Origin of the sequence: Clostridium sp. AF19-22AC (assembly GCF_003479085.1) — a bacterium.
Lineage (GTDB): Bacteria > Bacillota > Clostridia > Lachnospirales > Lachnospiraceae > Faecalicatena_A > Faecalicatena_A orotica.
Genome location: NZ_QUGN01000014.1, coordinates 85,432 through 106,165, shown reverse-complemented (window position 1 = coordinate 106,165; position 20,734 = coordinate 85,432). Strand labels below are relative to the sequence as shown.

Here is a 20,734-nt window from a genome sequence, read left to right as displayed (position 1 = left end):
GAAGAAGGACCTTATTGTATTTTATAAAGCCCCATGTTAAAATTATCGGGTATAATTGAATAGAAGTTAGAGGATAGTCGGGTGATCTCCTTCGGAAATAAACGAAGGAGGAAATGTAAAATGAATACACTTGAAGTGTTAACATTAGTGCTGGTGATTTTTGCGGCATTAACTTACATAGATAATCATCATGACAAAAAATAGCTATCCTCTATTGCCGTAGAGGATAGCTTGTAACTAAAAATTACACCGCAATCCGAAGTGCGATCATCAGACCACCAATGTCTTTTGATTACTTCTAAATAAATTATACACGGGGGACTTGAATTTTTCAAGTCCCCTTTTAAATTAATTTGTCAGTATAAGTGCCATGATTTTACTGCACAGCATCCCCCGCATAAATCAGTGACTTTTTACCTGTCCGTGGATCTGGGAATATCTTGTCCACAAAATTCACATAGAACTGCACATATTCTAATTTTTTCTCAGAGAGTATTTTTTTCATCTGATAGAGCATTTCTGTCCTTATGTACTCTTCGGACGCAGAACCGGAAATTTCAGCATACATTTCAAATGCGTCTTTTGCGATCTGCCGGAACTGGTAGTCCAGAAGTCCTTCGATACAGAACCCTTCGATCGCAAGTGGATGCAGGAACTCTTTGTTTCCGGCGCTGTCTTCGAACCAAAGGATATCTTCGTTTCTCCCCAAAAGGCTGACGGCCCTTGTGAATGGGTATGGGCTGCTCTCTTCTGCCGCTTTCAGTACCAGGCTGTCGGTGATGCGGTAGCGGATTATGGCTGGGCGAAATTATACAGGCAGGTGAGATACATCCCGCCGTTTTCGACCTCAATGAAATTCATATCATCGAAGAGAATCATGCCATTTTCCGGATCTATTTCGACTCCCAGTGTGAGTGATTCGCTTGCACCATAGAAATTAACCACTTCTGTGCGGAAGGTTTTCTCAAGATAACTTCTAAGGCTTGCGCCAAGAGGCTCTCCGCAGGAAATGACCCGCACTGCATTTACCTCCACGCTGCCGTTTTCCACCAGCTCGGCCAGTATTTTGACAGCAGAGGGATAGCCAATAATAATATTGGGGCTGAACTCTTTGACCTGCTGTATCCATTCCTCAATGGGGGTCTTGATATCCAGATACATCTGGCTCGCTTCGCAAGCAGGGACAGGATCTGCGGCATGGACATGTTCCAGAGTGCTGCACGGATCATGCCAAGCAGCATGCTGTTCCATGCGGATTCATCGTATGCAAAATAACCGGGTTTCCCGGTAAATCATCCGGAACCACCAGTTCATCAAAATGCTCCAGAAATACTTTTTTGTCCATAGTCGGGAAACAGGAAAGAGGCAGTTCATCCAATTGTTCCTCTGTGATTCCGGCAGCCTGAAAGGTCCTTTTGTAATAAACAGAGTTTTCCCATGCATAGTGGAACATATGTCTTAGTTTTTTCTCCTGCAGGGCGCGCATTTGTTTTGTATTCAGCCTTGCCTGTCTCTTTAAACGATACAAATCTACCAGTGTTTTTACATAATTCATTGTGCTTCTCCTTGCTTATTCCACCGAAAGGGTATATCCCTGATCATAGTTTTCTCTGTGATAATAGGTCAGTTCTTTCGTTTCCTGATTCATGACGATGCTCCATTCTGTAGATTCAAATTCTCCAAAATTGTCTTTGCTTACGCTGTCAAGGGCATCCCTAAGACCTGTTTCTGTCATTGTTTCCTGTTCTGTAAGTGCCTTATTCAGAATGTCGTATCTGGTATGGGACTGTGAAGTTCCGATCCCGTATTTCTCCCCCTCTGCCAGATAGAAGTTTGTGACAATGGGAGTTTCTGTGACGACCATTTCATTGTTCACATATTCCACAACGACACTGCGGCCTTCCACATCGGAAAGGGCCAGATGTACCATCATCCCCATAGAAGCATGCAGGTCATACTGTGAAAGCAGGACCAGCGCTTCTTCCACATTTGCCGCTTTGTCAAGGAGGAGGCGGATGGCCGTCGTTGTTGTGATATCCGGCTTTCCATGTGGGAACCCAGTCGATAAAGGACCAGAATTTTCCTTCCCCATGACGCTCTCCGGTCTTACATACAAGTCCATTTGGACCAATGTATTTTTCAAAGAAGCGTAAGATTCCATCTACCGCCGGCATATGGTCCTGAATTAATTCTTTGTCCCCAAATATATCATCTGGTCATGCAGCATCAGAATGTAAAAAATAGAAAATGCCGGAATCACATTTGGCTACCATGTTTGGATAGGCACTATACAGCAGGCCGTCATAGCGCTGTGACCTGCGGAAATCATCCATACATTGTCTGGCCAGCCTGTCATCTGCAGCAGCCTGATAAGTGAACAGTATTTGTGCCCTTGAATCCATTGCATATTGAAGCTGTTCATAAAAAGTCCTCATATATATGGAGGGGTGCAAATCCTTCTGCCTCCGAAATGATTTCTCTGGATAATATTTCTCATATCATAATATTGTAGATAGCCTACCAGCAGTTCCCGGCAGAGATACTCTAACGCCTTCTTACTTTATACTCATGACAGGCTTCCACATACGCAAGTATATTTTCTATCGGTACCTCCGGTTCCAGCATATGTGTCGGAGCAACCATCAATCCGCCTTTTTCTCCTGCTATATCTAAATTTTTCCACACCGCCGTCTTTACCTCCTCTGGTGTTCCAAAAGGCATGACGGTTTGTGTCCCTATTGTTCCATGAAATGACAGCCTGTCCCCATATTTATTATAAATTTCTTTAAAATCCATGCATTCACTCTGAATTGGATTTAATACATCCACACCTGCATCAATCAGATGTGGTATAAAGGGTTCAATAAAACCACACGAATGATAGAAAATGATAACCTCAGGATTTATTGCCTTTACATGATCAATTAGTGCTTTCAATCTTGGCTTAATCCATTCACAATACAGGTTTTCACTCATCATAATTGTGTGTTGCATGCCAATATCGTCTCCGAAGAAAAGTGCATCCACGCCGGCATTTACATAAGATTCCGCACGTATTTGGGCCATTTCCAATGCCTTATCAAACATAAATTCTGCAATTTCATTGCCCTCCATCATATCGCAGAATAGTTCTTCCATTCCCCTTAAGTACCAGGAAATTTCCCAAAGTGTAATCTGCATATCGCCCAGTGCAACCAGATCATGTTTTTTGGCATCTTCCACTTGTTCTTTTTGATGCTCCTTATATCCATTTGCAAAATCAGGAAATGGATAAGCCTGCAGGTCCTCCAGACATTCTGCATTCTCCAGCGGATGCCGCATATAGGTCATATGCATACTGTTGGGAGAGTGCTCATGCCCCACTCCCCACTGATCTATATCCCCGTTTTCTGCCAAAGGCGGATTAAAAAATGAGCGGTATTTCTCAGTATCGTGATTTTTTAAACGAATGTCTTCAATCTTTGTCCATGGAAATCCAAAATAATCTTCATAATCATCTGTTCCAAAGCGCTCTTTTATTTGTTCCTGCAGAGAGGGACAAAGCACAAATTCGACCGGCACATATTCATACCCTTTTCTTCTGATCAAAGATATAAAATTTTCTCTTCTTGTCATGATAATTCTCCTCACTATTTGTTTTCTTTCTTATCTGCTAAAATAAATGCTTATTTAACGGCGCCTGTGATTCCTTCTGCAAAGCTTTTCTGCAAAGCAAAGAAAACGATTACTGTAGGCAGCGTACATATAGATACCGCAAGCATAAGCATACCATAATCTGTTACATATCCAGCTGTCAGATTTGCTACCAGCATCGGCATTGTGATACTCTCTTCTGTCAGCATAATCACTTTGGGCCACAAATAATTGTTCCAGGCGTTCATAAAAATAATTGTTGCCGCCGCCGCATAGGTGGAACGCATAGTCGGCATGAACATTCGATAAAAAATTTGAATTGCATTTAATCCGTCAATTTTGGCAGCCTCGATAATATCACAAGGAAATGAACGTGCACTCTGTCTGAAAAACATAATCATAAGAGGTGTTGATATCGTAGGCAGCACAAACCCTAATGCTGTATTGAGCAGTTTTGCGTTAGAAAACATCTGAAACAGAGGGATCATTGTTGCCACAAATGGCACCATCATAGCCAGCAGAATTATGGCCATTAGCATATCTTTTGCCTTGTCATGATAAATCTCAAAACCATAACCAGCCAGAGAGCAGACCAGAAGGCTAATAAAGGTCAGGATCACTGCATATTTAAAGGAGTTCCATAAAGCAGTGCCCACTGACTGATTGGCCAGTAGATTTTTCAGGTTCTCAATAAGATAAGTTCCGGGCAGTAATTTACCATTTATGATATCTATACTTTTATTCGTTGCTGATATACCCATATATAGGAATGGAAATATACTGACGATTGTAGCTATTATTAATATTATATATGGTACTGATCTTTTGGCCTTAATCACGTTTATCACCTACTTTCATCTGAACAAATGCCATAACTGCAACCAATAACATGATCAGGAAGGACATTGCAGCCGCATATCCAAAGTTCGGCACATACTTAAAAGAAACATTGTAAATGTAATGAGACATGGATAAAGTTGCATTTCCGGGGCCGCCGTTTGTCAGGTTCACAGATTCATCAAATAGTTGGAGAACTCCGTTTACGGACATAATTGCTGTCAGGACAATTGTCGGCTTCAATAATGGAATTGTAATTTTCCAAAATTGCTGGAAAGAATTAGCACCATCGATTTTTGCAGCTTCATACACCGAAGTTTCAATATTTTGCAGACCGGATAAATAAAAGACCATATTATATCCTGTCCAACGCCATACCATTGCTGCGACAATAATAATCTTTGCACTCAATGGATGCCCCAAAAAATCATATGGTATATCAAAAATTCCCGATTTCAGCAGGACCAGGTTAATCAGGCCGTCCGCTGCAAACAATGATTTAAACACAAGAGAATAAGAAACCAGTGAGGTTGCGCATGGAAGGAAAATACAGGTTCTAAAAAATCCTTTGAACTTTAAATTTGGTTTGTTCAGTATTGTGGCCAACACCAATGCGAATAAAATCATTACAGGGATTTGTATTAAGTAGAAAAGGGTATTTGTTAAAGTCTCCATAAATACTTTATCATGGAACATTCTGGCATAATTACCTATTCCGTTAAACTTCATTCCCTCTCCGACTCCTGTCTGAAATGATATCAGTAGTGCTTTGAAGATTGGAATGAAACTCATAAACAAAATCAAAATTGCTCCAGGTGCCAGAAACGCCCATCCCGTTAGGTTCCCACGCATGCTCAGAGTCATTCTTTTTCTTTTTTTCTTATTATCCACGCCACTGCCTCCTTTAATTTGAGAATGGATCAGTCTGCCCCCAAACTGATCCATTTCTAAGCATATCAGGGTTCTATTATTTACCCATACTGAAATTTACTGTTTCTTCTGCGGTCTTTAGTTCCGAAGGTATGTCAGATCCGTTAACCACATTGCTGAGAGCGGTTGCTATTGCATCCCTCGCGTCAAAATAATACATACCTGTAATATTACTTGGAACCTTGCCTGCATACTGTGTTATCTTTTCATAAATCTTATCCCCGCCAAAAAACTCTTGTGGTTCTGCATAGACATCACTGTCACCTGCCGGCAGATAAGTAGTTAAAGCACCTGTAGATGGAAGAATTTTCTCATAAAACTCTATGCTTCCTGCAAAAGTATTTTTTAAGAAATCAATTGTAAGCTCCGGATTATCAGAGTTAGATGTTACTGCCCAACTGGAGCCGCCATTGCTTGAATAATTAGTCGCATTAGCAACACCATCCAATTTTGGCATATTGGTAATGGCCCAGTTTCCAGCCTGATCCCCCGAGCTTTGAATCGTACCCAGGATCCAACAGCCGTTAATAGTTCCGGCTACATTACCTTTTGTAATAGTTTCCACATAAGCATTCCAATCATTCACCTGCTGCAATACACCAGTCTCAACAAGTTCTGCGTATATACCCATTGCTTTTTCTAAGACTTCATTATCAGATAAAAATGCACTGCCGTCTTCCTTAAACATGGACTCGCCTGCAGACTGGAGCATTTCGCAGATCAGATCCGGCTCTCCGCCATACTGGGTCATCAAAGGTTTTCCTGTTGCTTCTAAAACTTTTTTGCCGTTTTCTATGTACTGCTCCCATGTAATATCTGTAAAATCATCAATTGTAAGGCCGGCCTGTTCCAAATAATCTGTCCTGTAACCCCCGATACATGTCCCATTATCAAACGGAACCCCGTAATTCTTTCCGTCAATTGTAGAAAAACCTACTTTACCAGGGCTGAATTCGTTAAAATCAATCCCCGAGTCTGTCAGTTCTACAAAAGCATCTGGATAGCTCAGTTGATTTTTTTGGAATGCATTATCCTGTATTAGCAGAATATCCGGCAGTGTGCTTAAATCTCCGGATGTTGCAGCAGTAGTTAGTTTTGTCTGTACGTCCTCCCAAGGTGTCTCAACAATATTTAGCTTAAAATCCGGATTCTCTTTCTGGTAAATCGCTTCAGCTTCTTCAAGGGCTACAATACTAAAAGCCGGGTCCCAGCACCATACGGTTATACTATCCCCATTTCCGCTCTCTTCACTGCTTTTTTCTTCTTTTGGCGTGTCTGCCTTTTCACTGCCTCCGCATGCTACAAGTCCACCTGCCATAGCAACTGTCAGTAAAAGCGCAACAATTTTTCTTTTCATCCTTTTTCCTCCAATAAATTCGTACATTACTTTTATCCATTTAACTTCAGTTGTAATAACATTTATAACTGTAATACCGGTATATATTTAGAACAGCTTTATTATGTGCAGATTGTTTATATTCTCACATGTTTTCTGTTCTTTTATAGTGATATTATATCATCAGCTACATCACTATTGTTATCAATAATGCCCTTAAAAAGAGCAAATTTGACCATTTTCATTTTGAGACAATGATAAATGTATAAAAAGCCGCTGCCCCATAGAGACCCTCTCTATGCAGCAACGACTTCTGCTAATATAGAAATTTTCTTTTCAGCCCAGTTTCAAAATTCCCATCCCTTTTTGGCGCTTACCCGATATCCACCCTCTCTGGATGCTCCTGCATTAATCTGTTTCTTCCATTGATACGGGCTTATTCCAACTATCTGCTTAAAGTTTCTGTTAAAAGTAGACATTGTCTGATAGCCTACCCTGTCGGCCACTTTTTCCATATGGCAGTCTTCCTTTTTCATATAATCACAGGCCGCCTGTACACGGATTAGATTAATATATTCTACTGGTGTCATATTCATATCATTCTGGAAAAGTCGTCGAAAATGCGTTTCACTTAAGTGACAGCATTCCGCGAGATCAGAAATCATAAGATCGTCCCGATAGTGATCACTAATGTATTCCAGTGCAGAAACAATCTTACTCCTGCCCTCCGTGTCTGTTGGCTGATCATCCTTACATTTTATGCGCAGTATCTGCAGTATAATATTAACCAGTGAACATCGTATAGAATCTTTTGAATAATTTCCGCCCTGACTAATTAGATCAAAAAGCATCAGCACAAGATTCCCCAGATAAGGCACATCTTTCGAGGAAAATACAAAGGCATTCTTATTAATACTTGTGCGTATCTTTTCTGCTTTATATATATTTCCTTTAAAGGCTTCCCAAATAAGCTCTTCAGCATCAAAATACAAAAACCCCCAGTGACTGATTATCCTACTATTGGTTGTATGAGGATAATTTTGAGGAATAAATGTAAAAAATCCATCGTCATAATCATGATGTTTTTTATTTAGTATAACCTGCCCTTTCCCATGAAAGCAGTACCCAATCTCAACCATATTATGAAAATGAAGTTCCTCGTTTCCTTCTCCGTATTTACGATTCCAACACTCACCTGTCAATGCCAGTACCGGTTCTTTTCTGGGTTTTTCGTAAAACCGGAATTCGGCATATTCTTTTTTTCTACTCCCCATAAAAAACGATCTCCCTCTCAGCAGATTTTTCTGAAATTCCTTGATGTTCCTTGACTGGACAGATACTAATCCAATTCATCAATTTCATAAGATTTCGATTTGTTTTCCTATATGCTTGATTTCTTATTCATATATTATATATTTAATTATACTTTATATGGATCAGAAAGGAAAGATCCTATATTGAGATGTTATGGAATGAGCAGCACCGGTTCCAAAATTCCTGCTTTCAGGTCAGTTGCCGTGTTTTTCACTATGATAGAAAGCACATAATTTTCCTGTGTTATAGAGGGGAGTGTCACCGTCACTTCTCCCGGCATTCCGAAAGATTTTTTTGTCAGACATTCTTCGCCCAGATAAACTTCAATATCGCCTGCCACTTTACTAAAAAATAGCGTTTTCCCTGAATCAGCCTGAGAAATATCTGTTGTCCGATAAAGGCAGTACCACCCTCCTTTTCCGTCCATCTGTGACTGTGCCTTTCCTTCAAATTCAACAGGCTCCAGCGTATTCATATCTGATTTGTCCATAACAAGGAGCAGTTTCGGTTTTTCCTTTACTGCTTTGTGGGACATTCTCCAACCGCTGACAAAGACTGTCGCCGCGCTTAATATCTCCTTTTCGTCCTTGTCTCTGCGTATTTCCCATTTCCCGTTATATTTTCCCAGCTTCTCTGAAAATAACTTTACACGCAGGAAGTCCTGATCCGCCGCTGCCTGCAGAATAATCTGGCAGCGTCCCCGGAATAGCCTGACTCTGCTAATATCCTCGCGTTCATGGCTGTTAGGATTGCCGTTTCCTACTCCTAGAAATTTTGCCCCGGTTGCAGTTATTTCTATATAGCTCTCTTCCAAAGGCTGGAATTCACCGTATGTGTCGATTGCTGATATATTTAAAATTAAAGCATCCTTTGTACTGTAATTTACGTAATCACGATTGGAATCCACCCGGATTGAAACGGCTTCCCCTGCCGTTTTCCTCTCGGCCATGATAACAGGCTTTCCTGAAATGTACCCTGTTGCACACAGCGTGCCTGGCTCAAATTTAAGCTCCCAGGTGCATTGTATATAAATCTCATTTTTCTTTCTGCCCATAGAACGACCATTTAAAAAGATTTCCACTTCCTCGCAGTTACAGAAAGTCATCACCCGCACATTTTCTCCTGTTTTATGGTTCCAGTGTGGCAGAATATGAAGAATCGTTTCTTTTTTCCAGTATGACTGATACAAATAATATGTATCTTTTGGGAATCCACATACATCTAGCATTCCGAAATGGGAGCTTACACTTGGCCATTCATAGGGTGACGGTTCTCCCCGGTAGTCAAATCCGGTCCAAATAAACATTCCCATTACGAAATCTCTCGACAGAACAGCCTTGTTAGCTGCACGTACCGTTTCCCCCCAAGGTGCTGTTTTTTCATCATAGTTACTGAATACTTGATCTTTCTCATTATCAATGTAAGTATCTCTTGTGGAATAGGCAGAAACTAATTCTGATGCGACAATGGGCTGCAGTGGATATTTTTCATGAAAAGCATCGTAACTGTCTGTAAAATAATTGATTCCTGTGATGTCAAATACTGTGGCTGCCCCTTCCGCCTCCATATATCCGCCGTTAAATGCACCCAGAACGGGCCGTTCCGGATCAAGCGCCTTAATTTGGGCAGCCATCCTTTTTGCCAATTTCCTTCCTTTAGCTGTTCCTTGTAGTGGTTCTTCATTAAAAACAGAATATATTGTAACACATGGATGGTTTCTATCTCGTTTTACCATTCCTCTGAGCCGGCGCATCACATCTTCTGCAGTACTAAATGCCCTGTTTTCATCCATGACCAGTATCCCCATCTGATCACATAAGTCCAGTAGTTCCGGGGGTGGGGTATTATGGGCACACCTGTATGCATTACACCCCATATCTTTCAAAAGCTGCAGACGGTATCTCTGAACCTCATCCGGCAGTGCCGCACCGATTCCCGCATGATCCTGATGGTTGCATGTTCCTAGCAGCTTCACCTCCCGGCCATTCAGGAAAAATCCTTTGTCCGGATCAACCGCAATAGTACGATAGCCAAATGGGATATCTGTTTCATCCATATTTTCTCCATTTGTCACTTGCACCTTACAGTGATATAGGTATGGGTGGTCCACATCCCATAATAAAGGATCCTCAATGGCCATTTCACAGCAAATCCGGAACTTCTCGAACGATTTTGCAATTCCTTCGGTGCTGTACTGCATACCCTGCAATATGCGTCCTTTGGCATCATAAATTGTTACGGAATACTGGTACTGTTGTTCTTCACCTGATGCGTTTTCAAGCTCAGTTTCGATATAAGTATTCCAGAACTCCTGATCAAGCTCAGGGTGTACATAGATACCATTATAAGCCGGGTGAACAAGTGGATTTTTCTGCAGCCAGACATGCCGGTAAATTCCCGAGCCTTCATACCACCATCCTTCCCAGATACTGCAATCAACCTCCACTGCCAGAATATTGGGCTTTGCTCCGAAATTCGCAATGTCTGTGATATCTACACTAAAGCTATTGTAACGACTTTCATTATGAAACACCTTACTTCCATTTAGGTATAAATCAGATATTCCTGCAATCCCGTCAAATACTATGTTAAGTGCACGCCCTCTGTCGGATTCATCTAAACAGAATTTCTTACGATACCAGCCCTTGAGTCCTTTGCGATATCCGTGATTTGCAGATGCTGCAGGGTCAAAATTTTGATTATGCTGCCAGTCATGAGGAAGATCAACAGTATCCCAGAGTTCATCATCAAACCCCAGTGCTGCAGCTCCAGTAATTCCTCCCGCCTTAGTAAATTCATAGGTAGCTCCATGTGTTACTGCTTCCGGTATTATACCAAAATCCCCCAGTGAGAATTTCCATTCTCTGTCGAAGTTATATCTCATATGTTTCTCCTTTAACTGTTATGTTAGTAATGTCGTCCAGATGCACCGTTACTGCATCGGTGCCGGGTCTGCATTTCAGCTGCTTCGCATGTTTACAGCCTGACAATATTATTTATGGGGACATTATATCATCAGCAGTTGCTCGATTGTTGTTATTAACGTCCTAAAAAAGAGCATATTCGACCATCCAAAATGAATAATAACATTAATACCTGCCAGACTAAACCATGCATACTTGGAGAACGAAAATGAGTGCTTTGAATATTATTTCAAATGCACTCAAAAATGGTTTGTATTAATATAAAAGACTCTTCTTGAACTCATACCGCCATTTCATCTTATACTTGCGGTTAAGTTTTAAATTTTTCACTTGGAAAGCTTCTCTGGCTGTCTTATCCCAAGCTTCTGTCAAATATCTCCGCATCCGCCAACGATCCTGTAGAGATCTTTCTAGCCTCCTGTTCCCATATCTTTCCGTTATACATATATTCCTCGGCCTCTTTGATTAAGTTCAAAGAGCCATCATGAAAACCGCCGTCATATTCTGTATTTAAAAATGTTTCTAAAATATCAAGCGCTTCCCATTCTCCTATAGTTTTGCCTCCCATACATAAGATATTTGCGTCATTATGCATTCTTGTCATCTTTGATAAGTAAGTGCTTGTGCACAATGCGGCCCTGACACCTCTAAATTTATTTGCCATCATGCTGATTCCAATTCCGGTCCCACAAATCAGGATACCGCACCTGGCTTCTCCCCTTGAAACGGCTGCAGCTACTTTAGCGGCAAAGAACGGATATCTTGTAGATTCAATGTCTGGATCATTTTCTGAGCCGCAGTCTGCATAAGGAATCTTTTTTCCTTCTAAATATTCTATACATTTCATTTTTAATTCATAACCCGCCGTATCATTTCCTAAATAAATCTTTTTTCCCATTCTCGTTTACCCTTCCTGATAGATCCTGATATTTTGACCCTTCAAACCAATAAATGCCCCTTCTCCTGCTTCCGGGGAATCAGGATGTGCAAGCAGCCATTTATTACAGCCTGCCAGCAATTGATCTTCTCCTTTTTTGTCAAGTGCCGGACACTGGCCGTTCGTCCCAAGGAGAAGTCCGTTTGCCACATGATAGCCCTGACCTGCATGAGCATTGCACGGTGCATAGTGCAGCGTTGTCGCATATAATTCAATACCTGTACCAGCCGGAACAAAAAAAGCTTCTGCTTTACCTGTGTCATAAGTATAGTCTGTTCTGTCAATGTCAGAGCGCTGCCCCAGCAAAAGGACTACATCCTCTGCCATAACACATAGTTCACTGCAGGTATGATATTCCAAACAATTCAGTGTATTGTTATACCCGTTGCAGTATCCTAATTGCATTGGCAGCCCACCAAATGCACGGTTCTGTAGTTCCGGAAATACGGTCAGTGCTTCCAGTTCCTTACATGAACTAAGATACACAAACCCTGATTCAGGAAGAGGAGTATGGTTTCTTAATGTGTTAACTAATTCTGTGAAATCATACTCCGACAGTATCCGCCCATAATTCTGGAATTTCTTCTCATATATATTGTGGCTTTCCATCTCTTCCCTCTCTCTGATTTATTCCATATGCATCTTAGTAATTATGTTGCAATTTTCCAAAGACCTTTGTGTTTGTTTCACCAGTGCCTCTGTCATTCCAACCGCCAGCTGTTCTAAATCGGGGTCTGGATTTGCTTTGAGACAAGTATCTGTCCATTTTGAGGGAATAGCCTCGATACCCCCAAAGGCTCCTGCTATGTACCCTGCCATGCATGCAATCGTATCGCAGTCTCTTCCGAAGTTAGCTGCACCGATAATTGTTTTTTGGAAGTCACCTGCTGTGTTTAAGAACATTCCGATGGCACATGGAATGGACTCGTATGCTTCGCAGCTGTCATTATGACGCCCGTCTGTACAAAGAGGCTTGCCTCTTCCGCACCAGTCAATCAGAAGCTGGTCATAGTATAATTTTGTGAGTTCTTCCGTGTCCTTTGCCTCTTTTGCCAGCTTTACCGCCAGATGAAGCGGCTGATACATCTTACTGCACTTTCCGCCAGATACATTCTCCAATGCAGCGGTAACCACGCTGTCCACAGTGCTGTCAGGATTCATCGCCTCAGCCACGGCTGCCGCAATAATTCCCGCTGCATCTCTGGAATGGTCATGATGTATAATAGACATCAAATCATAGGCATCCAAAGAGGCCTGTCTGGGGTTGCAGGCATTTATGATTCCAACTGGTCCGATGCACATAGCGGAGCTGTTTTCCCCGATATTCCCTGCACCTGCCTGACGTGCCGGCATATAGGTCATCACAAGCCGCCAATAGGAAGCTGCACTGCTGTACCAGCATCTGTTCACATCCAGATGCTTTACCCAGTAGTCTCCCAATTCATCACAGGTTATCCTTCCCTCATGTTCAATCATGCATTGCGCATTTACAGTTGCAAAATAGCTGTCATCCGTATAAGTTCCCGGCTGGTCCGACCAGGCATACGCGCTGGGCGATTCTGGCATGAAAAAATCGTCCGGACGGGTCTTGTAGCTGATTAAATCTGTTACCGGACCGTCATGAAGCTTCCTTATAAATTCAGCATCCATCCCTTCCACAGGTCCGCCGAAAGCGTCTCCCACTACGCCTCCCATGATACATCCAAATACCTTTTTATATAACGCTGTCTGTTTGTTCATAAATACCATCCTTTCTTTTTACAACTTAGGTTTCTGTTATCCTTTCACACTGCCAGATGTCATTCCTTCGACAAAAGTATCCTGCATCAGCATATAAATAATGAGGATAGGAAGCACGGAGATTACTGCCGCTGCATAGATATACGCTGGATCACCGCTATTTTTGCCTACAAAATTATAGAACCTGAGTGCCACTGTCCGAACGTTCTCATCCTGCAGGAATGTATTAGCAAATAAAAATTCGTTCCATACATTTACAAATACGATCAGCATAACTGTAGATAGTATGGGTTTCGCCAATGGCAGCACATTATACCAAAAATTCTGTATCTCTCCTGCCCCGTCTATTCTGGCGGCTTCATCCAGTTCTTTAGGCATTCCCTGAAAAAAGGCATGTACAAACATGAAGTTAAAGGGAATATTAATAGCTGTATAGATGACAATCATTCCCAGACGGGAATTCACAAGCCCGATTTTGTGGAACATGAAGAATAAGGTAGCAATGATAGCGAATCCCGGTATGGACAGTCCCGCGGTAAAATATGTACGGAATGCATTTTTCCCAAATGCTTCCAGTTTTACGATTCCGTAAGCTGCCAGTCCCGTCACCGTCAGTACAATCACTGCCGCCGCCAGACCGATAACCAGATTACTCAAATATGCCTGCAGATACCCTCCTTTCCTCCAGGCTATCATAAAATTTTCCAAATGTATGCTTTCCGGAAATGCAATCAGCTTCTTTTTTATATCCTCATTAGACCTGACAGAGTTGAGGAACATTACTAACAAAGGGACCATTTGTGCTACCGCAATCATAATCAGGACTAAGTAGGAAACTATTTTTACAAGTTTTTTCTTTTTATTCAAACTTCTCCCCTCCTTCTCAACTTCTGGACCAGTGTAAAGAGCAGATATATAGCCAGACATCCCCCGCAAACCGTAGTGCATAATGCGGATCCATAGCCTACTTCATAGGATATGAAGCTCTTTCTGTAAATCCATGTGGATACCAGTTCTGTAGCGTTCGAAGGTCCCCCCTGGGTCATAATCCACACATAGTCAAAAGTTGTAAATGATGCGATAAGAATAAAAGTAAAGTAGGAAATTATTGTCGGTTTAATCTGAGGAACCGTCACGCTGAAAAATTTTCTTAACGGACCGGCGCCCTCCATAGTTGCCGCCTCCAGAAGGGAGCGGTCAACCTGATGAAGTGCTGAGAACATAAGCACCAGTACGAATCCCCACCAATGCCAGTTGTCCACAAAAGCCACTGCATAGAGCGCCAGTTTTCCATTCCCAAGAGGAGCAAAATTACTGAGGCTCTCTATGCCCAATGCTTTAAAAACGGAGGCAATTCCTGAATAAGGGCTGTAAAAGGTTGCAAAAATCTTGCCTGCAATAGCCGCCCCTACAACATAAGGCAGGAAATAGATGGTACGAAGAAGCATCTGCCCTCTGCTGATGTTGGATAAAATCACCGCCAGTATAAGCCCTATAGCCAAAGGGATCACCAGAAACATCGCCATCCAGATTAAATTATTTTTTAATGCGTGGAAAAAGGAAGTGTCCGACAGCATAGTTACATAATTCTGAAGCCCTATAAACTTAGGTGCCTTCAGGCCATTCCAGTTAGTAAATGAATACCAGACCATTCCCACTGCAGGTATCAGTACAATGCCCACATGGATTAAGAACGCCGGCAGTACAAATACCATTCCCTTTAATTTCCTTCTGTCAAATTGTTTCATGATTCTCCCCCCTTAAGCCTACCCTACAAATACAAATCCTTCTGCCAGCTCCTTGTCCAATACCTTCTGGGCTTCTTCGCAAAACTGTTCTACCGTGTAATCCCCGTAATAAACCTTATCCAGATTGTTCATCATGTAAATATTTGTATCAGACGGATAAGAGGACCAAGGTGCATACCCGACTGTGTCCTGCCCCAGGATATCTCCCAGAGAATCCAGAGTCTTCCGGATATCATCGGCCATATCAGCCGGATACAGGTTCTCATCCACATCTCTGCATAGCGTAGGATATCCTGCTGCAATGGCATCAGCAAGCCGCTGCTCATCCTCATATAGATAATTGATCAGTTCCGCACATAAATCTGCCTGTTTTGTATTTGCATTCACTGACATAACTGCGCCAATCCCTGCAGAACCAGATGCCGGAATACCATCCTTCATCGAAGGCCATACCGTGCATTCCCAGTCAAATTTCAAACTTCCCGGTGAGATAGTTTCCAGTGTAAGCCATGTGCCTTCTGTGCAGAATACAGCCTGTTCGTTCTGGAAAAACGTTCTAGCCTCATCGTTGGTAATGGCACCGCTTTGGCCCTGATTAATCCAGCCGGCATCCCAGTCCTTTTTCAGCAGTTCAAACGCCCCTTTAATCTCGTTATCCGTAAATTTAAGTTCTCCGGTAAACAGTTTCTTTATATTATCTCTACCGGCATAGTTCCCCAAATAATGGTCATAAATCCATTGCTGGAATTCATTCGCACCGGAATAGCCATATTCAATCGGGATATATCCCTGGGCTGCTGCCTTTTCACATACTGCTTCAAATTCAGCCCGGGTCTTTGGAACATCACAGCCCAGTTCTTTTAAAAGGTCCAGATTACAATACATGGAAGTTGCCTCTGAAGAATGAGGAACACCGTATAGCTTTCCTTCCACAGTAGCCGCATCCAGTCCCCAGTCATAAATTAGGTCCTCCCATTTATACTGGTTTTTATAATTGCTGAGATCTAACAGAGTTCCCGCCTCAACGTAATCCGGAATATCAAAACAGTCCAACATAAAAATATCCGGGCCGCCTCCGGCAGCAAGCTGTACGCGCAGAGTTTCCTGAACATCAGGCAGACATTGGAAATCAATATTCACCCCGGGATGTTCTTCCATAAATGGTTCGAAAAAGTGGTCGAACCACACCTGCCGCATATCATCCTCCAGACTTCCCCAGTAAACGGAGATTGTAGTTTCCCCATCTTTGTCACCGGACTTTGCCTTATCATCTCCTGTTGTGCTGCTGTTTGAATCACCTCCACATGCTGTTATGCCACCTAATATTGTCACAATAAGCATCATGACGATTGTTTTGCGAAGCATGTTTTTCATACTCTCACATCTCCTTCCTCTTTTTTAGAGTTTTTATGGTTGACGGTTTTCTTATATCCCTATTATAAAATTCCTTTTATAGTTAGTACATTTACAATTTTTGGTAATATTTTATATTATTTTTAGATACTTGATAAATAGTAAAATTTTATAATTTACCTGATTATTCAAGATTTATACGTTTATTTTCACTAAATTCATTTATTTTATGGAATTTATTTCACTGATATGGTACAATACATTCTAATATATCTGAAAAAAGATTTAATAGGAGGCAGGGGTTTTATGAATCAAAAAAAGTTCAGAGTCACTTTCAGAATACGGTTTTTCCTTTTGGCATTCAGTTTTTTATTTCTACTCATCATCTCTGTCCTATTGTTTATAATCCCCTATGCGCTATACACGCAGCTATATATATCTCAGGCAGAGTATTATTGCAACAACTTTTTAGCTCAGGCCAATGTAGGTGTAGAAAGTGCCCTGGAAGAATTTAACCTTAAAATTCAGGAAGTGATGGACGATGAGGATATCCTGACTATGTTAGCTCACAAAGAGCCGCAATCAGACTGTCAATATCAGTACCAGACAGCGGTAGCAAAATATTTTCAGCCAAAAACTCTGGATGAATATTATCTGCAGGAGTTGGATTTATATATCAAAGACACCGGTGAATCAGTATACTATGGCACAAAGCCGACCACATTATCGGACCCTTTTAACAGTATTTATTATGAGAGAGCTCTGGCCTATCCCACCCGGGTAAACTGGCTGCGCTATAATCCTGAAAATGACTGTTTAGAGCTGTCCGCCTTAGTTTACAATAAAGAAAACTATCAGGTCACAGGGCTGATGATTGTACGGCTCTCCACGGACTTCCTTATGTACAGCTTCAATGTTTACAACACACTGGATATTGACCGACTTTACATAGCTGATCAGAATGAGCAGATTCTCTGTACCACAGAATCCGGATTTTTAGGGTGCTCTCTTAAGGACTTGGAATTAGAACCTGATATAGGGGTGCAGAGGACTGACACCGGTATCGCTATACTCCGGCCTCTCTCCAGAATTAATACCAATTTTCCCTACGGTGAATGGAAAAGTGTAATTCTTTTGGACCGTCAGACACTATTGAAGCCATTTCACCAGATTGCATGGGTATTCTATGGAATTGCTCTGTGCCTGCTTGGAATATCCATTTTCCTGATACTTCGTTTCTCCAGTTTTATTACTAAACCGATTACTGCACTGGTTTCTGCCATGAAGGAGGTGGAAAAGGAACAGCTGGATATTACTCTGCCGGAAACCAGTCCCCTCAGGGAGATGTCCGAGATTAACCAGGGTTTTAATAAGATGGTTTCTCGTCTGGATATGCTGATTAACAGTGTATACAAAAGCCGTCTGGCCAGACAGGAGGCCCAGCTTAAGTCCCTTCAGTCACAGATCAACCCCCACTTTCTGTTTAATACACTGCAGCTGATTAGTTGGAAAGCCTACGAATATGAAGCTACGCCTGTCTGCGATATGCTGGGCAGTTTAAGTTATATGCTTGAGACAGACCTCTATTCCGATGACAAGAATACTTTTACTCTGGCGGAAGAGGTGGAATATATACGCCAGTACAGTAAGATTATCAGGTGCAAATATAACGATAAGATTCGTATAATATTAGATATACCGGAAGAATTGCTGGACTGCAGGATTCCAAAACTGATTCTGCAGCCGTTTCTGGAAAATTCTATTACGCACGGACTCGCTCCGAAACCATCCCCCGGGCAGGTTTGCCTTTCTGTCCGGCGTGAAGGCCTTGATATAAACATTACTATACAAGATGATGGAAGCGGTATCCGAAGCGGTATCCTGCAGACAATAAAACAGCCATCTGCATCTCAAGGCGGCCACCATATCGCTTTGAACAATATACAGGACCGTATTCATCTCCTTTATGGAAATGCTTATGGGTTCACCATTGAAAGTCAGTTAAATGAAGGAACTACTATATATTTAAAAATACCTTATATCAAGGAAGGGAATGAAGATGATAAAAATATTACTGGTAGAAGATGAAGACGGTATCCGCACCAGCATAGCTAATGCGTTCTCTTGGAACAAGCTTGGCTGCGAGCTTTACAGAACAGCCGCATCCGGACTGGAGGCTCTGGAAATATGTATTCAGAATCCCCCTGATATTGTAATCTCTGACATTGTCATGCCGGGCATTGATGGACTTACCTTTGTAAAATACATAAAGGAAAAGCAGCCGGATATGCAGTTCATCATTCTTACGGGTCACCGTAATTTCGATTACGCGAAGGATGCCCTTAACCTTGGTGCCGCTTATTTTATGCTGAAGCCGGTTAATTATAACGAACTAAAGGCGGCTATTGCCTCCTTAGTGAGCCGGATTACAGACACACAGGAGGGAAGGAAATTAGAAATCCAGAAAGAACAGCTTCTCTGCGGGCTTCTTTCTGGCCGTCTCCGGCCAGAAAATCTCCATGAAACACCGCTTAGCTCATGGTTTCAACGTGTATCCTGTTATCAGGTTTTAACCCTTGCCTTTGATAATGGAGAGGAGGCGGCTGATAACGTCCTAAGGATGGAGAATCTTTCCATATTTGCCGGCCATATGCTAAAGGACTATTCCTGCCTTTTTACCAAAATGGACTCAGGATATTTCATTATTATATTTCCTTATTACCAGAAGGAAGAAAACATGTTTGCCCAAAAGGAACTATTCCTCCTTTTACAACGCAAAACTGCTGATTTTTTCCGGACTTCTGCTTCAATGGGGGTAAGCACACTGCTCACTGGTTTTTCTCAGTTACATGAAGGATATATTCAATCTATGCGGGCACTGGGGCAAAAGTTTTTCTCTGGAAATTCCAGTTTAAACTTCTTTCTTCCTACGCATTCAGAGGGGCTCTGCCAGATTACCGATTATAATCTGCCCAGCCTCTCTGCCCAGAAAACCGCAGACCTGCTCAAGCGGTCCAATGGCCTTCTGTTAGAGCAGCTGGCCAACGATTTATTCTTTGAGCTGTTTTCCCCGTACCACCAGAACATCGGCCTAATTAAAAGTTCTTTTATTATTGTAGCCATTTTATGCATCAAGAAAGTGGTGAGGGAGGATTCCCGCCAACTGGCATTGATTCTGGAAAAATACGGTAACTTCCAGATGGCAGTCAAGGCGCAGACACTTCAGGACCTGAAGGATATCTTTATTAATCTGGTACTGGATCTCAGTGAATATCAGGCATTGAAGCTCAGTCCGAAACAGACAGTAATAGATAAGGTAATCGTCTTTATCGAAGAAAATTACCAAACCAATATCTCTCTTAATGATATTGCAAAGACCGTATACCTTTCCCCCTCATACCTTAGTTCTATGATTACCCGGGAGACAGGAAAGAGCTTTACTGACATACTAAATGAAATCCGTATTCAGAAGGCTATCGAACTCTTGAAGGATCCCAAACGGAAGATAGCGGATGTTGCCTATAACGTTGGATTTAACGAACCACAGTATTTCAGTATTGTATTTAAGAAAGTTACTCAGCTGACTCCCAGAGAATACAGGGAAATGTTCCTCAACGAACCGCGGGATATCTGAATCTTGCGGTTCGTTGAGGCCAACTTTTCTAAATATCTAATGCCGCATGATACCTTAAGTATACCGAATCGTTTTCTTTTAGCTGGAAAAATACCTGCTCCTCATAAGCATACCGTTGAGTAGCAATATCCCATGAATGAGAAGTTTGTTCTGTAACACCACCGTTAACCACGGTCCAAATGCCCTCGAACGGCAGAGAATGCGGCTGCTCACAGATAAAGTTATCTTTAAGATATAGGTATTACACCGCCCACACATTTTTTAATATCAAACCTGAGTTTACTGCTATAATTTTTGGTTTTAGTACAAAATCAGGGGCTTTGCCAAAATAACTTTGTATATCATATA

At 41.9% G+C, this 20,734-nt stretch carries 19 protein-coding genes; 2 read left to right on the top strand and 17 right to left on the bottom strand.

Annotation, left to right across the window (positions count from 1 at the left end; genetic code table 11):
- Positions 1-376 precede the first annotated feature (376 nt).
- From DWX43_RS27415 to DWX43_RS16380, 17 genes are all read right to left on the bottom strand, one after another.
- Positions 377-709, bottom strand: a complete 333-nt coding sequence (locus DWX43_RS27415; protein ID WP_243099345.1) for a hypothetical protein — start codon at positions 707-709, stop codon at positions 377-379.
- Between the two features lie 83 nt (positions 710-792).
- A complete protein-coding gene (locus tag DWX43_RS27410) occupies positions 793-1,251 on the bottom strand; it encodes an AMP-binding protein (RefSeq protein WP_243099344.1) in 459 nt (152 codons plus the stop codon).
- The gene (locus DWX43_RS27405) at positions 1,226-1,555 is read right to left on the bottom strand and encodes a hypothetical protein (protein WP_243099343.1); all 330 of its coding nucleotides are present in this window, start codon (positions 1,553-1,555) and stop codon (positions 1,226-1,228) included. The genes DWX43_RS27410 and DWX43_RS27405 overlap by 26 nt, the downstream gene beginning before the upstream one ends.
- 15 nt (positions 1,556-1,570) lie before the next feature.
- On the bottom strand, positions 1,571-2,092 hold the full coding sequence (locus DWX43_RS16445) for a carcinine hydrolase/isopenicillin-N N-acyltransferase family protein (protein WP_243099342.1): 522 nt from the start codon (positions 2,090-2,092) through the stop codon (positions 1,571-1,573).
- Positions 2,093-2,216: 124 nt separating this feature from the next.
- Positions 2,217-2,453 carry a hypothetical protein gene (locus DWX43_RS16440; protein WP_147356310.1) on the bottom strand — a complete coding sequence of 79 codons (237 nt, stop codon included), beginning with the start codon at positions 2,451-2,453 and terminating at the stop codon, positions 2,217-2,219.
- A 91-nt stretch (positions 2,454-2,544) separates the two neighbouring features.
- Positions 2,545-3,615, bottom strand: a complete 1,071-nt coding sequence (locus tag DWX43_RS16435; protein ID WP_118621064.1) for a uroporphyrinogen decarboxylase family protein — start codon at positions 3,613-3,615, stop codon at positions 2,545-2,547.
- Positions 3,616-3,665: 50 nt separating this feature from the next.
- The gene (locus DWX43_RS16430) at positions 3,666-4,472 is read right to left on the bottom strand and encodes a carbohydrate ABC transporter permease (RefSeq protein WP_118621063.1); all 807 of its coding nucleotides are present in this window, start codon (positions 4,470-4,472) and stop codon (positions 3,666-3,668) included.
- Positions 4,465-5,334, bottom strand: a complete 870-nt coding sequence (locus DWX43_RS16425) for a sugar ABC transporter permease (RefSeq protein ID WP_182440740.1) — start codon at positions 5,332-5,334, stop codon at positions 4,465-4,467. The genes DWX43_RS16430 and DWX43_RS16425 overlap by 8 nt, the downstream gene beginning before the upstream one ends.
- A 103-nt stretch (positions 5,335-5,437) precedes the next feature.
- Positions 5,438-6,757, bottom strand: coding sequence for an extracellular solute-binding protein (locus DWX43_RS16420; RefSeq protein ID WP_118621061.1), 1,320 nt, complete (start codon positions 6,755-6,757; stop codon positions 5,438-5,440).
- 326 nt (positions 6,758-7,083) lie between these two features.
- Entirely contained in the window at positions 7,084-8,010 is a 927-nt protein-coding gene (locus tag DWX43_RS16415; RefSeq protein ID WP_118621060.1) for an AraC family transcriptional regulator, read from the bottom strand.
- Positions 8,011-8,201: 191 nt separating this feature from the next.
- Positions 8,202-10,934, bottom strand: a complete 2,733-nt coding sequence (locus DWX43_RS16410; RefSeq protein WP_118621059.1) for a glycoside hydrolase family 2 TIM barrel-domain containing protein — start codon at positions 10,932-10,934, stop codon at positions 8,202-8,204.
- 392 nt (positions 10,935-11,326) lie between these two features.
- Complete coding sequence (gene rpiB / locus DWX43_RS16405) at positions 11,327-11,872, bottom strand: ribose 5-phosphate isomerase B (protein ID WP_118621058.1); 546 nt, start codon at positions 11,870-11,872, stop codon at positions 11,327-11,329.
- Positions 11,873-11,878: 6 nt separating this feature from the next.
- Positions 11,879-12,520 carry a DUF4867 family protein gene (locus tag DWX43_RS16400; protein ID WP_118621057.1) on the bottom strand — a complete coding sequence of 214 codons (642 nt, stop codon included), beginning with the start codon at positions 12,518-12,520 and terminating at the stop codon, positions 11,879-11,881.
- Between the two features lie 18 nt (positions 12,521-12,538).
- On the bottom strand, positions 12,539-13,651 hold the full coding sequence (locus DWX43_RS16395) for an ADP-ribosylglycohydrolase family protein (RefSeq protein WP_182440736.1): 1,113 nt from the start codon (positions 13,649-13,651) through the stop codon (positions 12,539-12,541).
- A gap of 36 nt (positions 13,652-13,687) precedes the next feature.
- Positions 13,688-14,518, bottom strand: coding sequence for a carbohydrate ABC transporter permease (locus DWX43_RS16390; protein ID WP_109733609.1), 831 nt, complete (start codon positions 14,516-14,518; stop codon positions 13,688-13,690).
- Positions 14,515-15,399, bottom strand: coding sequence for a sugar ABC transporter permease (locus DWX43_RS16385; protein ID WP_109733608.1), 885 nt, complete (start codon positions 15,397-15,399; stop codon positions 14,515-14,517). The genes DWX43_RS16390 and DWX43_RS16385 overlap by 4 nt, the downstream gene beginning before the upstream one ends.
- Positions 15,400-15,417: 18 nt before the next feature.
- Entirely contained in the window at positions 15,418-16,773 is a 1,356-nt protein-coding gene (locus tag DWX43_RS16380; protein ID WP_118621055.1) for an ABC transporter substrate-binding protein, read from the bottom strand.
- A gap of 285 nt (positions 16,774-17,058) precedes the next feature.
- Here DWX43_RS16380 and DWX43_RS16375 point away from each other — a divergent pair, with 285 nt between their 5' ends.
- On the top strand, positions 17,059-18,840 hold the full coding sequence (locus DWX43_RS16375) for a sensor histidine kinase (RefSeq protein ID WP_182440735.1): 1,782 nt from the start codon (positions 17,059-17,061) through the stop codon (positions 18,838-18,840).
- Positions 18,812-20,386 (top strand): response regulator, encoded by a 1,575-nt coding sequence (locus DWX43_RS16370; RefSeq protein ID WP_182440734.1) that lies wholly within the window; start codon positions 18,812-18,814, stop codon positions 20,384-20,386. The genes DWX43_RS16375 and DWX43_RS16370 overlap by 29 nt, the downstream gene beginning before the upstream one ends.
- Positions 20,387-20,734 lie beyond the last annotated feature (348 nt).